The 13,641-nt window shown below is 49.0% G+C and carries 12 protein-coding genes and 1 pseudogene; 9 read left to right on the plus strand and 4 right to left on the minus strand.

Annotated features, from left to right (window positions below; translation table 11 throughout):
- Positions 1–7: 7 nt before the first annotated feature.
- The 5 genes and pseudogenes from A3193_RS15450 (at position 8) to A3193_RS15470 (ending at position 3,898) form a co-directional block, all read left to right on the plus strand.
- Complete coding sequence (locus A3193_RS15450; protein WP_069003351.1) at positions 8–874, plus strand: response regulator; 867 nt, start codon at positions 8–10, stop codon at positions 872–874.
- A 2-nt stretch (positions 875–876) separates the two neighbouring features.
- Complete coding sequence (locus A3193_RS15455) at positions 877–1,212, plus strand: ArsR/SmtB family transcription factor (protein WP_069003347.1); 336 nt, start codon at positions 877–879, stop codon at positions 1,210–1,212.
- Positions 1,213–1,226: 14 nt separating this feature from the next.
- Positions 1,227–1,430, plus strand: a complete 204-nt coding sequence (locus A3193_RS15460; protein ID WP_069003346.1) for a SlyX family protein — start codon at positions 1,227–1,229, stop codon at positions 1,428–1,430.
- A gap of 216 nt (positions 1,431–1,646) precedes the next feature.
- Positions 1,647–2,563 (plus strand): annotated as a pseudogene (locus A3193_RS15465) (isoaspartyl peptidase/L-asparaginase family protein).
- Positions 2,564–2,734: 171 nt separating this feature from the next.
- A complete protein-coding gene (locus A3193_RS15470; protein ID WP_069015234.1) occupies positions 2,735–3,898 on the plus strand; it encodes a cytochrome-c peroxidase in 1,164 nt (387 codons plus the stop codon).
- Between the two features lie 21 nt (positions 3,899–3,919).
- On the opposite strand, the gene A3193_RS15475 is transcribed toward A3193_RS15470, so the two are convergent.
- Positions 3,920–4,345, minus strand: coding sequence for a YbaN family protein (locus A3193_RS15475; RefSeq protein ID WP_083218801.1), 426 nt, complete (start codon positions 4,343–4,345; stop codon positions 3,920–3,922).
- A gap of 401 nt (positions 4,346–4,746) precedes the next feature.
- On the opposite strand from A3193_RS15475, the gene A3193_RS20665 reads away from it, so the two are divergent.
- Genes A3193_RS20665 through A3193_RS15490 form a run of 3 tightly spaced genes read left to right on the plus strand, consistent with a single transcriptional unit; the run spans position 4,747 to position 8,382 of the window.
- Positions 4,747–5,055 (plus strand): hypothetical protein, encoded by a 309-nt coding sequence (locus A3193_RS20665; protein WP_162273752.1) that lies wholly within the window; start codon positions 4,747–4,749, stop codon positions 5,053–5,055.
- Positions 5,048–5,932, plus strand: coding sequence for a phosphate/phosphite/phosphonate ABC transporter substrate-binding protein (locus tag A3193_RS15485; protein WP_069015236.1), 885 nt, complete (start codon positions 5,048–5,050; stop codon positions 5,930–5,932). The genes A3193_RS20665 and A3193_RS15485 overlap by 8 nt, the downstream gene beginning before the upstream one ends.
- The gene (locus A3193_RS15490) at positions 5,929–8,382 is read left to right on the plus strand and encodes a putative bifunctional diguanylate cyclase/phosphodiesterase (RefSeq protein WP_141694793.1); all 2,454 of its coding nucleotides are present in this window, start codon (positions 5,929–5,931) and stop codon (positions 8,380–8,382) included. The genes A3193_RS15485 and A3193_RS15490 overlap by 4 nt, the downstream gene beginning before the upstream one ends.
- A gap of 105 nt (positions 8,383–8,487) precedes the next feature.
- Here the strand turns inward: A3193_RS15490 and A3193_RS15495 are convergent, their stop codons facing one another.
- The 3 genes from A3193_RS15495 to A3193_RS15505 form a co-directional block, all read right to left on the minus strand.
- Positions 8,488–8,982 (minus strand): VPLPA-CTERM sorting domain-containing protein, encoded by a 495-nt coding sequence (locus A3193_RS15495; protein WP_141694794.1) that lies wholly within the window; start codon positions 8,980–8,982, stop codon positions 8,488–8,490.
- A gap of 287 nt (positions 8,983–9,269) precedes the next feature.
- Positions 9,270–9,551, minus strand: a complete 282-nt coding sequence (locus A3193_RS15500; RefSeq protein ID WP_235615011.1) for a YcgL domain-containing protein — start codon at positions 9,549–9,551, stop codon at positions 9,270–9,272.
- The gene (locus A3193_RS15505) at positions 9,548–11,977 is read right to left on the minus strand and encodes a glycogen/starch/alpha-glucan phosphorylase (protein WP_141694571.1); all 2,430 of its coding nucleotides are present in this window, start codon (positions 11,975–11,977) and stop codon (positions 9,548–9,550) included. Before A3193_RS15505 ends, A3193_RS15500 begins: the two co-directional genes overlap by 4 nt.
- A gap of 848 nt (positions 11,978–12,825) precedes the next feature.
- Here A3193_RS15505 and A3193_RS15510 point away from each other — a divergent pair.
- The gene (locus tag A3193_RS15510; protein WP_069015240.1) at positions 12,826–13,611 is read left to right on the plus strand and encodes a DUF2189 domain-containing protein; all 786 of its coding nucleotides are present in this window, start codon (positions 12,826–12,828) and stop codon (positions 13,609–13,611) included.
- The last annotated feature ends 30 nt before the right edge of the window (positions 13,612–13,641 follow it).

Genomic DNA, 13,641 nt, shown 5'->3' on the forward strand with positions numbered 1-13,641 from the left:
GTTCAGCATGAAAAGATACTCAGGTTTCAAACTGCTCATCGTGGATGACCACGAACATAACCTGTTTACGCTTCGTACCCTGGTGCAGCGTTATATGGATGTGGAGATACTGGAAGCAACCTCCGGTCAGCAGGCACTCGATATAGCCATCAAGGATCCAGCGATCGATCTCATCATACTTGATGTACAGATGCCTGAGATGGACGGCTTTCAAACCGCATCGATGCTGAAAATCCGCCAAAAGACCAAGCATATTCCCATCATATTTCTTACCGCTGCGTTCAAAACAGAAGAGTTTCAGCAGAAAGGCTATGAAGTCGGCGGTGTCGACTATCTGCTCAAACCGATCGATGACAATCAGCTGCTGAACAAGATCAGTACCTACTTCCGTCTGATCGAAAAAGAGCGGGAGCTGAACAAGATTCTCGAACAGAAAGTCGCTGAACGAACTGAGGAACTCGCCTCTGCCAAACAGCACCTGGAGAACATCATCACCCACATGGGTGAAGCCCTGCTGGTACTCAATCCGCAGGGTGAGATCGAATCAGCCAATCCGGCCGCCTGCAGGATGCTCGATTACAATGAGGCTGATCTATTGCAACTCTCGATTGGCGACGTCTTCGAAGAGGAGGAAGAGGAGCAGGCCGGGGCTTTTTTCGGCACCTGGCTTGAAGCCCTGATCCGCACCGGTGCATTGAGCCGCATCGAGGCCAGATTTATCGCCAAGGACGGACGACGCGTACCGATTCTGTTTTCCCGCACGGCGGTCAAAAACAGCAACGACGAAATCCAGCATATAATATGTATTGCCAAAGACATGACCGGTTATGTGCGTGAAATTGATATAACCAGTTCCGCTTCCCAAGGAGTGTAAAAATGAACGAGCCGCTTGATCCTCGCCCTTCCGAACAGGAAGACACTTCGCTGACAGCTAATGCGCTCAAGGCCATGGCACATCCATTAAGATGGAAAATACTCTGTTCACTCGGGGAAAACGAACTCTCTGTCGGGGAGATTGTGGAACGCACCGGCACCTCGCAGAGCAATATATCCCAACACCTGGAACAGTTGCGCAACAAGAATATCGTCGTCTCCCGCAAAGAGGCGAACCGGATCTACTACCGGATCCGCAACCACCAGTTGCTCGAACTGATCGGCATCATGCGTAATGTGCTGTGTCCGGCAAATCTTGATGACCGCTACCCAAGATAGCAAACGGGTCTGAAATGGATGAGCACATTGTAGAACTGGAGAGTCGAATTGCCTTTCAGGACGAGGCAATCCACTCCCTGAGTGAAACCCTAGCCCAGCAGCAGGAAAAAATTGACGGCTTAACAGTGGCGCTTGAAGCGCTGAAAGAGAAGCTGAAAGCACTGGAGCCATCACCGCTACAATCTTCAGAAGCCGAGCCACCGCCGCCGCACTATTGATTCCCAACCATCAAGCGAAAAGATCCATCGACAGGCTACAGGACAAAGCCCGTATATCCATCTCAGACCCCACTCCTCGAGTTGTAGAGGCAGATTTCCAAGCGAGCCAATAACCTTTGCAAAAACCTCGGATCTCGGTCTATGAAATAGACTATATGATTAGACAACCGATCCAACCAGGGATAACAGATGGCCGAGCATGGTCACTATTCGTTAATGATACATGGCGGCGCGGGAACACTGGAGTGTCTCAAAGAGCCTAGAACCGCAAGCCGGTATCGTCAGAGTATCCGCCGTATTCTGGAGCATGGCCGGGACCTGCTTGAATTGGGTGGGTCCGCCCTGCAAACCGTCGAGAGCTGTGCATCGCTACCGGAAGATGACCCACTCTTCGATGCCGGCTGTGGATCGGTACTGAATGAACACGGCAAGGCCGAGATGGATGCTGCGATCATGGATGGCCGGGACCTCTCTGCCGGCGCAGTAGCTGCCGTGCAGAATATCGCCAACCCGATTCAACTCGCCCGCCATGTGATGTCGAAAAGTGAACATGTCATGCTGATTGCAGAGGGTGATCTGCGTTTTGCAGACCAATGCGGCATCGAACAGACCCCAGACAGCTATTTCTACACAGCGGAGCGGGTGGCACAGCTGGAACAGGCGCGACTGAAAGACAAAGTCGTGCTCGATCACGATGATGCGGAGACAGAAAACGCAGCGCAGAAACTTGGCACCATTGAAACCGTTGCCAGGGATCTCGCTGGAAATCTGGCAGCCGCCACTTCACCGACGGTATGGTCAATAAATCCATGGGACGGGTTGGAGATTCACCGATCGTCGGCACGGGTGCCTATGCGGACAATGAAACCTGTGCGGTTTCTGCAACCGGTTATGGCGAAGGTTTCATGCGCACCCTGATTGGTAAAACAATCTCGGATTTGATACTGATGAAAAAGATGGATGGCGCGCAGGCCACAGCAGCCGGCATCGACTCTTTCACACCTAAGGCCCAGGGCAGAGGTGGCGTGATCGTGGTCGATAAATACGGCCAATGCAATCGTGGCCTGACGACTAAAAAGATGATCCATGGCTGGATCGAAAAGTGCGGTGAATCGATGGTTTGGTTTGATTAACCCTGATAATTTTTAGTCGCTAAATGACTATTGTATGTGATCAATCCCGCATTATTGTTATGGTTATGCGAATTAACCGGCAACTCTTGATCAAAATCAAATCCTAAACGCTCAAGCCCCATTACATCTATCCACCTAATCCAGAGATTAATCCCGATTCGAGGTGGATCCATGACAAGAATGGAAAGCTTGGGCGCACTATGTCTGACTGTAGCGATCACGGCCTGTGGTGGTGGCGGAGGTGGAGACAGCAGCGACACGGACAGCAATACCAACCAGAACAGTCAGGTCACCATGGAGGCGCTGGGCAGAAAGCTCTTCTTTGATACCAACCTCTCAAGCGGTAGCAACCAGGCCTGTGCCAGTTGTCATGATCCGGATAGTGGCTTTGCCGACCCGAGGGTGACCGTTGACGCTCCTGTCTCTGAAGGCTCCGTGGGTGGGACCTTTGGAGATCGCAATGCGCCAACGGCTGCCTATGCCGCCTTTACGCCCTCATTCACTACCGTTGCGGCGGCAGCGCAGACTCAGGAAACCGATTCAAAATATGAGGGAGGGCAATTTCTCGACGGCCGGGCTCTCGACCTGGTAACCCAGGCCAAAGGACCATTCCTGAATCCCCTGGAAATGAATAACGCTTCTGCTGAAGAAGTGGTCGGCAAGGTACAGAATTCCGACTATGCCCATGAGTTCACCGCACTCTTCGGTGAAGACGCCTTCAGCGATACGGATACGGCCTATCACAACATCGCCACGGCAATAGCGGCTTTTGAGTCATCCGACGAGGTCAATCCCTTCAGTTCAAAATTCGATGCCTATCTGAATGGGGACTACACCTTCACGACGTCGGAACAGCGTGGCTTTGATCTGTTCCAGGATGCCACGAAAGCCAAATGCGCCAACTGCCACCCCCTCGGCACAACCTCCGAGGAGTCCCTGTTCACCAATTTCCGCTACTACAACATCGGCACACCGAGTAATCCACAAAATCCCGCCAACATTCTAGACAGCAGTTTTGTCGATCAAGGCTTGGGCGCCAGCAGCGCCATCGAGCGCGGTGATGAGGCGGCCGAACGGGGTAAATTCAGAGTCCCGACACTGCGCAATGTCGAGTTAACCGCCCCCTATATGCACAATGGGGTCTATGAGACACTGGAAGAGGTAGTCCTGCACTACGATATTCAAGTGGCCAATCTGTTCATCACCCCGGAAGTGAATGATCCGAATATCGCTGCAGAGATGAATGCAGGGACCTTCGAAGGCTTGAATCTCAGCGATCAGGAGCGAGCGGATCTGGTCAATTTCATGCTCACCCTGACGGATGGCTATTTTTAACCTGAATCCGTGGGTTCAGGTTTAACCTTGACGGGAAAGGGTCGGCTCCGGGCGCTGCCAGAGCCAGATTGCAACCAGGGTCAGAAGCAGCAGCACCGCCAGTGAGAGCTGCCAACCCGGACCGCCGACCAACTGAAAGATGGCAAAACCGAGGCTCATGCCCAGCACCGCCATCCATTTGCCCATGCGGGAGATCTCTCCATAAGTGATAAAAAGATAGACCGGCTGACCAAACCGGGGATGCGCCAGAATGCGCTTCGTCAGATGAGGCGCACTTCGGGACCAGCACCAGACTGCACCTATCCAGAATATAGTGGTAGGTAACAGGGGAAGTACAATACCGACAGCGCCAAGTATGAACAGGCCCCAGCCGGCTATCTGCATCCAGGCTCTCGACACTGGATGCATAGCCTTCTTGCTGTTTTCAGCCTGTTTGACTTCACTCATAGACTCATCCAAAAACAAATCCTCAAATAGATCATGGGTTGCCAAGCGGCAATCTAAGATTCACTCTATAGACCATGGCATGCAGTCGTTAGTTTGCCGCAACGTTCTACTCTATCTAGCATAGCCATTGGTTGCTCATTGATACAATCAACAGCCCCAATTAGCACGATAGCTTCCATCAATAGCTTTCCATAAAACCCCACCAAACCGAGTGACTTATTAGGGCAAATCCCGGGCAACCCATGAATGATTCGATTTGAGATTTCCATCAAACAGTCATTATGCTGTTACTTTTATAGCGGTTGTTGGAAAACACATTGCGTATGGCAATGAGATAGTTATGGAGGATTAATTGAACAAGCTATAATTAAGCTAAAAAACAAGCCTCGCGCATGGGAATAATGATGCTGGTTCGATTCTTCCTGGATAGAGTGCCAAACGGCTTCTCTCGAGTTCCATCTCTGCTCAATGGACTGACCCTCACTCCTCCGATCTTCCGGCTACTGCCCGCTCACGGCAATTCACCAGTGGATGCCTACACCCTGATCCCGATTGCAGAGACGGCATCGAGTTATTGGCCGGGCGTGAATCACAATCCTGGTTTTCAGCATCGGGATCAGCAAACCACCATCGAATTTGCGGATCAGAGTTTCAAAATCACGCCAGACATGGTGCCACCAGCCACAAATAAGGAGCGGGTTGTTGATTAACCTGCTACTTCTTATTTTACTGACCTGCTTACTGACCGCATCGCCCGACTTAAGTGCGACCGAGAAGCCTTCGCCAATAAAGCTTGGCGGCACTATTGGTGCGCTGAACGATCGCTCAATAACCGATGCGGAGATTGCATTCCAGGTAATCTTCAACGAGCTGCTTGCTGAAGCAAATGAAAGCTTCTCACTGAAAATCTATAAGGATCAAAATCTACTGTTCGACAGATTCAGACGAGGAGAGTTACAAGGAATTCTCACCGGCTCTCTACACTTCATCGAGTTGGATTCGTTGATACACGATAGTGCACGATATTCAGTTCAGTTTGGTGACAAGCTCAAACAAAACTACCTGCTATTGGTACGCCATGACGACAACCTTACCAGTCTCAGACAACTGAAAGAGAAAACCCTCAGTATGGGTGCAAGCCACCAGGTAGGAAAGCTGTTTCTTGATGTGGAACTGTTGCAGCAACAACTTCCGCTAAGCGATCAATTTTTCAAAGAGATCCATATCGTCAAGGGTGACAACACATCAATTATCGATCTCTACTTTGGCAAGGTGGATGCTGCGGTTGTGCCGAAGTTTACCTTTGAAACCAGTCAGACACTGAATCCTCAGATCAAGAACAAAATTGAAGTACTGGCCTCTTCAGAACCCATGATTCACCAGGCTGTAGGTTTGCGGCACGATTTTCCACAACATCGAATTGATAATTTTGAACCCCACATTCTGACAGATCAACCAAGCAAAAGACTGATCAATGTATTCGAGACTTTTGGAATCGAACGCATACACAGGGTTACGGAAGAGAGTTTCAAGGAGGTTAAATCACTACAAAATCGTTATAACAAACTAAACGGGCTTTCCCAGTGAAAATCAGAAATACGATTTTCAGGCATCTCTACATACGTATGGCGATCATTCTTTTGTGTATCAGTCTGGCATTCTCCTTTGCTCTGATACCCATCTACAATGATAAACTTTCACGTATGCTCGCTGCACAGGGCAGCACATTTACCAACACAACCATTGCCGCTTGCGGCGAAGCACTCTACACAGCGGACTACAGCTTTGTTATCAACTACACGAAAAAGGTCTTGAAAGAGACCCCTGAAGTCACTTTTGTCAACTTCATATCAAGTGACGGCATGAGGCTCAATATCAGCCAGTCAGGTTGGAGGGTTGAGACAGTTGAAAAAGACCAAATCCAAGTAAAACTGCCAAGCGAGCAACGATATAGCCTAAAACACTATACCGAAATACCTGAAACCGTGATCACGGATGCCTTTTTATTCAACAAACCTTTAGTGATTTCAGGACTCTTGTGGGGAGATATCGAAATCGGCATTTCCGACAGCGAATATAATTCACTGATGCTGAGCTATTTTCGCAATGTCATTCTATATAGTTTTGTACTACTGGCCATATCACTTCTAATCCTACATGGCGTTTCAATCAAACTCTCATCCCAACTGTCAAAATTACGCCAGACTGCGAGCTTACTCTCCAATGGCGATCTATCCGCACGCGCCCCCACTGAAGCGATTGGTGAAATAAGCCTGCTTGCAACCACCCTGAACAACATGGCGCTGAACCTGGAGACAAAAACCAATCGTGTCGAACAATTGGCAAGACTGGTTGAAGATACCGATGACGCCATTGCTATATTTGACAAGTCACACCAAATTTCTTTTATCAATAACGCCTTTGCCAAAATTACTGGACAGAATATCGACACCTATCAAGGTATGACACTGCAGGAACTGTTTCACAACCTTGGTATCGACAAACGCAAACAACATGAAATCTCTTTAGGGTTTGAACATGTCAAGCAACTCAACTGGTCTACCGACATCACCATCTCTAAGTTCAGTAATCCACCAATTCATCTGACATTACGCATTGAAAGGTTCGATAGTGCAAACCCTGAGGAGAGCAGTTTTTTTGTAGTCTTGAGCGACATCACTCAACGCAAACAGCTCGAGCAGGAACTTGAAACCCTTGCTTATATCGATAAACTGACAAAACTGCCGAACAGACGCTATTTCATGGATGCACTGACAGCCAATGTCAAGGATGCAACCCTTTCCGATACTTCACTCGCGGTATTCTTTCTCGATCTCGATAATTTCAAACTGATCAATGATTCACTCGGCCATGAGGTGGGAGATCACGTACTCAATGAAGCCGCCTGGAAACTGCAGGATTCACTTCGATCCGATGATATAGTTTGCAGGCTTGGTGGCGACGAGTTCACGGTCATCCTCAAGAATGTAACCGAAACAGAAAAGCTTGCAACCATTGCAGACTCCATCCTCGCCAGCTTCTCGACTCCCATACTCTGCAACAAAAGAGAATTGCGAATCACCACAAGTATCGGCATAGTGCAGTTTCCGCAGCATGGCAATGATGAGAAAGAGTTGATTAAAAACGCCGATACGGCGATGTATGCTGCAAAACATAGCGGTAAAAACAGCTACCGCTTTTTCACTTCCGATATGCATCGGGACATGAAGGACTACCTTGAACTTGAAAGCGCACTACGAAGCGCCATCATTGACTCCAATCTGGAGATTGTCTATCAGCCGTTCATCGATATTGAAACCAACCGCATCACCAATTGCGAAGCTTTACTTCGCTGGAATCACCCACAACGCGGTCCGATTCCACCTGGACGCTTCATCCCCATTGCCGAGCAATCCGGCTTAATCTCTGAAGTTGGCAACTGGGTATTTACCGAAGTCTGTCGTCAAATAAAATCTTGGAACAACAGCATCAACGTATCGATTAATGTCTCTGGCAATGAACTTGCCGACAAAACGTTCATCAACCGACTTGAGAACACGCTTATCGAATACGATATAGACCCCTACCGCATACAACTGGAATTCACCGAGCACGTTCTGGTCAGTAAAGATGGCAGCAATCTACCAATTCTGAATGCACTCAAACGCGCTGGTTTCGAGATTGCGATCGACGACTTTGGAACCGGATTCTCTTCACTCAGCTATATTAGTGAACTTCCCATCGACACCATCAAGATCGATAAATCATTCATCAATAAACTACCTAATGACCGCAGAACCATAGCAGTCGTCAACTCAATCATCTCCCTCGCCAAAAACCTGGACATCAAAACCGTCGGTGAAGGTGTGGAGAAGAAGGAGCAGGTCGATTGGCTACAAGCAAACGGATGCAACACCATTCAGGGCTACTACTATCATCGCCCCATGTCTGCTCAGGACCTACAAACACTGATAAAGCCTGACAACCTAAGGCACATCCCAACCATAAGCAATCAATACAGCAAACCAGGCAAATAAAAACCGGCCTGAAAATCAAGGCCGGCATAACTCAGTTCAACTGAAACATTGCGCTCTCAGAAAGAACCATTATCACTCCATTGGCAATGTATCAACCGTCATCTTTTATACGTTAACTCTACGACTGTATGAGACAAAGCCGATCAGAGCAGCTGCAAACAGCCAGCCAGCAGCCGGAAGCGGTACAGCACTCATGGTTAAATCGTAGTCGGACCCTATCTTGGGATCGAGTGCATTCAATGCAAATCCGGACAGGGTAAAAATATAATCCCCTGCACTCAATATGAAGGTCTCCGAAAACATATTTCCTAAATGAAACTGCTCATTGGTTGTCAGATTGGTTAACAGCAGATCATCCTGAAACATACCTTCATGGGTTCCTGAAATATTCAACTCCAATGAAGGCACGTCGATTGTCAGACTATAAGAGTCGAGAAAATTACCAATAGGTTGAGGTGTGGCGTAGCTATCACCTTGAGCGGCAAAAACACCTGCATCATAGGAGGCTGCCTGAATTCCAATTGAGGTGGTCATCAGAATCGCCATCAGTGCGATTGAGCGTAACATGAGCTTTTTCATAATTTCATCCTTAAAAAGCATTAGTGATGTCCGATCACTCCTAACGAATCGGGTCCAACCATAGAAAAACTAACACCAAAACAGTGTTTATAACAAAACCTTATCCCGAAAAATTTAAACTGTTTACAAAAAGTTCACATATGAACAATGTATTTTTATTTTGAGTTCCGCTCTCCATCCTCTAGGGCCTGTTAACACTTATCCAATAGGCCCTAGAGAGAGAAAGATATTGATCTTCGATCAGGCTTCTAGGTTAGCGCTATATCACCTATCCGGGAAGGCAGAAATGTAACTACCCCAGTGACGGATCAATCACCACGATACAGCTCAACATCCATTTTCGGTGGTAACTGAAGATGAAAACCCTGTGTCGACAAATTTTGCATGACCACAGCCACTTCCTCCCGGGCCAGTTTACGAGAGCTGTTGAGGGTCAGCTCCATAACTTTTTCCGGTCTGCCGAATCGTTTCAAAAGCGCATCAGGCACATTCGAAAAATCCCCTTCAACTGGAACATAGAGATACATCTCATCTTTTTTGGAACTGCGGTAGATCCAGCAACTCATCTCCATCAGCTGTTCTCCAGTCACACTCCATTGATCTCCGGCGCCGGTGCGGCTACTAAATTCCAGATATCCCGGTTATATTCTGCGATTGTTCTGTCGGTTGAGAAGCGTCCACATCTGGCACTGTTTATGATGCTCATACGTGTCCAACGGGCTTGATCACAATAGGCCTGAGCTGCCTGATCCTGGGCATCAATATAACTGCGAAAATCCGCCGCCGTCATCCAGTGATCATAGGGACTGCGAATCGACTCCACGATCTCATCGAAAATCCCCGGCTCAAACTGGTTGAAGTAACCACTCTCCAGCAACTTCATCACCCGCTTGAAATCAGCATCGTTTTCAATGATTTCATTAGGTGCATAGTGGCTGCGACGGCTCTCAACCTCTTCACTCGTCAGCCCAAACAGGAAGAAATTCTCTTCTCCCACCTCTTCCAGAATTTCAATATTCGCGCCATCGAGAGTACCTATGGTGACAGCACCGTTCATCATGAACTTCATATTGCCAGTCCCTGACGCCTCTTTACCTGCTGTTGAGATCTGTTCTGACAAGTCGGTTCCCGGCGCAATGACCTCCATTGCCGTTACCCGGTAATTGGGCAGGAAAGCCACCTTCAACAACCCGCCAACCTTCTCATCCCGATTGATCACACGGGCCACACTGTTGATCAACTTGATGATCAGCTTCGCCATCTGGTATCCGGGAGCAGCCTTGCCTCCAATCAAGACACAGCGGGGCGTCCAGTTTTCCGTATCCCCGGCCCGGATGCGGCAATAGAGATGAATGACATGCAGAATGTTAAGTAACTGACGCTTGTATTCATGGATTCGTTTGACCTGCACATCGAACATGGCCTCAGGATCAAAATCAACATCACAATCACTCTTCACCAGCTCAGCCAGTCGTTGCTTATTCTCAAGTTTGACCTGGCGCCACTTCTTTTGAAAACTTCGATTATCAGCCTGGGATTGCAACTGCTCCAGTTTTTGAAGATCTGAAATCCAGCCATTGCCCACCTGCTCATCAATCAGCTGACGCAAGCCAACATTCGAGGCAGCGAGCCAGCGCCGCGGTGTCACGCCGTTGGTCTTGTTATTGAAACGCTCCGGCCAGAGCTCAAAAAAGTCATGGAAAAGCCCCTGTTTCAGAAGCTCTGTGTGCAGAGCGGCCACGCCATTGATCGAAAAGCTTCCGACTATCGCCAGATAGGCCATTCTGACCATTGGCTCTGGGCCCTCTTCGATGATCGACATACGCCGCAGGCGATCGGTGTCACCAGGCCAATGCAGCGCCACCTCACCGAGAAATCGGGCATTGATCTCATAGATGATCTCCAACAGCCGGGGCAACAAACACTCAAACAACTTCACCGACCAGCGTTCAAGCGCTTCCGGCAGCAGCGTGTGGTTGGTGTACGCCATGGTTTTCGAGGTGATCGCCCAGGCACGGTCCCAGGAGAGACCCTGCTCATCCATCAACTGTCTCATCAACTCAGCGACAGAGACGCTGGGGTGGGTATCGTTCAGCTGAAAACAGTTTTTCTCTGCGAAATCACTGAAATCGGAATGGTGCTCATTCCACTCCCGGATCACATCCTTGATACTGGCGGAAGCTAAAAAGTACTGCTGCCTCAGACGCAGCTCTTTACCGTTTTCACTGGCATCATTCGGATAGAGCACCATGGTGATATGCTCTGCATCGTTTTTCGTTTCCACCGATTCGGTGTAACTGCCCGCATTGAATTCGTCCAGATTGAACTCATCGGTTGCCGCCGCCTTCCAAAGACGCAGCGTGTTTACCGTACCGTTACGATAACCAGGCACCGGCAGATCGTAGGGCACTGCCAGCACATCCTGGGTATCCACCCAACGGACTCTGCCGTTGATGTGCTCGGTGCGCCCACAGAATTTGATCTGCTGAGTATATTCAGGCCGCTCCAGCTCCCAGGGATTACCATCCCTCAGCCAATGGTCCGGATCCTCGATCTGCTGGCCATTGGCAATATGTTGGCGAAACATGCCGTATTCATAGCGCAGTCCATATCCTCGAACCGGTAACTGCAGGGTTGCACAGCTGTCGAGAAAGCAGGCAGCCAGACGTCCCAGCCCCCCATTACCCAAACCCGCATCCGGTTCACTCTCTCTGATGTGGTCCAGATTGATACCAAGCTCAATGAAGGCCTGGTCGACCTCTTTGCTGATATCCAGATTCAGAATGGCATTACTCAGCGTGCGCCCCATGAGAAACTCGAGCGAGAGGTAGAAGGTACGCTTACAATCGGACTCCTCGTAGTGTGAACGGGTCAGTTTCCATCTCTCTATCAGCCGGTCCCGTACTGTCAAAGCGAGCGCCTTATAGGGGTAGTGGCTCGATGTACAGTGGTCATCTCTGCCCAGGGTGTGGGCAAAATAACGACGGAAATCAAACGAGATCGCCTCGGAGTCCATACCCAACGGAGGCAGAGGAGCCAGGGGATTACAGATATGTTCTACTTTTTTTCTGGAGCCGGCTTGATCTTTCGACATGGTCTCTGTCCTGTTCTTACTCTCAGGTTGAGTATTTGTTACTGGTGTGGCAGTTTTGGCAAAAAACAGACACCGCTCCCAGCCACACAACTGAAACGGGATCGGTATCTTTATTTTAAAGTGAAACCTTAACGGGTTCCGGACAATTTTAAACAATCAATCTTACCAGTTACACTGGACAGACCGAAAAGCCCCCCGCCGATGAACCCCTTGAGCTTCTCAGTAAACCCGCAAAGCGGCAATTTCGCAATTTATTTTGCCTGAACCCCAGCGCGAACAGAGGAGAGCCCGGAACCCTGTAAAGGTTGACAAGGGCATGGAGACAAGCGCTCCGAAGCCCTTCATCAGTCACAGCAATGGCCAGAAGACTCCTCCGCCGAGAACACTTAACTCATTGATAATTGCAGTCATATCGCTGTATGACAAATTCGTTTCAAGGTCCGGGAAAAGCCCAGCTTCAAGGCAGAACTTTGTACAGTCCAACTGCATACTCTGACAATAACCTGTTGCTATTGGCAAGCCATCAATGACCATGTTGACAGAGTGGTTGGATCGGCATCGATTCACACTACCCTGGATAAAAGGATTAAAGCTATCTATCTTTTTAAGTGCAGCTCGACCGACATATGCGGAACTGCACTGAAGTGAACAAGGAATCCGTGCCCTAGAAAGAGGTTCCAACAATATAAAACAATCAGGCATCAGCTAACCCGACAGCCACCCAGGCAATTCCCAAGGTATGCCCTGGTGCTTATTACGGAGGAGAGAAGATGGAGAGTACAGCGTATACTGGCAGCACTCGCTGGGATGAACTGGTGGTTAACCGTATCGCAATCAATGAACCCCTGCAATGGTTATCCAAAGGTTGGCAGGACATGCGGGATGCGGGCAGATACAGCCTCGCCTATGGCGCCGCCATCGTCTTGATCAGCGCCCTGATCACCTACCTTCTATATGTGACTGAGAGTCAGTTTCTACTGCCTTTTCTGGTGGCCGGCTTTTTTCTCATTGCACCATTCCTGGGCATAGGCCTCTATCAGATGAGCGCCCACCTGGAGCGGGGAGAGTCACTGAAAACCTGTAATGCAGTAGAAGCCTGGAAAAGAAACCATACCCATATCAGTATGATCACCGGTGGATTTTTGATCATCATGCAGCTCTGGATAGCATCCAATTATGTGCTTTTCTCACTGCTCTATGAGGGCATCTCTCCACCACTGGACAACTTTTTTGAAAATGTTTTCCTCTCGGAAAAAGGCCGGATCTTCACCATTGCCAGTATCATGGTGGGCTTTTTCTTTGCCTGGTGGGCCTACATGATCAGTGTGATTACCGTACCCATACTGATTGACCGCAAGATCGATGGCTTTACCGCCATCCGTCTGAGCGTCAAATCGGTACTGAAGAACATGCCGGCCATGATGCTGTGGGCATTTATGATTGTATTGATCGTTGGAATCGGGCTGGTCACCTACTACATCGGTTTATTGATCGCCCTGCCGCTGATCGGACATGCCAGCTGGCATGCCTATCGGGCTTTGGTACCGCCTTCCTGATAAAACACTGAATGGCGCAAAGACAAATCG

Origin of the sequence: Candidatus Thiodiazotropha endoloripes, from assembly GCF_001708965.1 — a bacterium.
Lineage (GTDB): Bacteria > Pseudomonadota > Gammaproteobacteria > Chromatiales > Chromatiaceae > Thiodiazotropha > Thiodiazotropha endoloripes.

What these genes read in the sequence shown, in the direction of transcription:
- A3193_RS15450 (WP_069003351.1), top strand. Translation starts at nt 8, where the DNA reads ATGAAAAGATACTCAGGTTTCAAACTGCTCATCGTGGATGACCACGAA.
- A3193_RS15455 (WP_069003347.1), top strand. Translation starts at nt 877, where the DNA reads ATGAACGAGCCGCTTGATCCTCGCCCTTCCGAACAGGAAGACACTTCG.
- A3193_RS15475 (WP_083218801.1), bottom strand. Translation starts at nt 4,345, where the DNA reads ATGAGTGAAGTCAAACAGGCTGAAAACAGCAAGAAGGCTATGCATCCA.
- A3193_RS15460 (WP_069003346.1), top strand. Translation starts at nt 1,227, where the DNA reads ATGGATGAGCACATTGTAGAACTGGAGAGTCGAATTGCCTTTCAGGAC.
- A3193_RS15505 (WP_141694571.1), bottom strand. Translation starts at nt 11,977, where the DNA reads ATGGACTCCGAGGCGATCTCGTTTGATTTCCGTCGTTATTTTGCCCAC.
- A3193_RS15495 (WP_141694794.1), bottom strand. Translation starts at nt 8,982, where the DNA reads ATGCTTTTTAAGGATGAAATTATGAAAAAGCTCATGTTACGCTCAATC.
- A3193_RS20665 (WP_162273752.1), top strand. Translation starts at nt 4,747, where the DNA reads ATGATGCTGGTTCGATTCTTCCTGGATAGAGTGCCAAACGGCTTCTCT.
- A3193_RS15510 (WP_069015240.1), top strand. Translation starts at nt 12,826, where the DNA reads ATGGAGAGTACAGCGTATACTGGCAGCACTCGCTGGGATGAACTGGTG.
- A3193_RS15470 (WP_069015234.1), top strand. Translation starts at nt 2,735, where the DNA reads ATGACAAGAATGGAAAGCTTGGGCGCACTATGTCTGACTGTAGCGATC.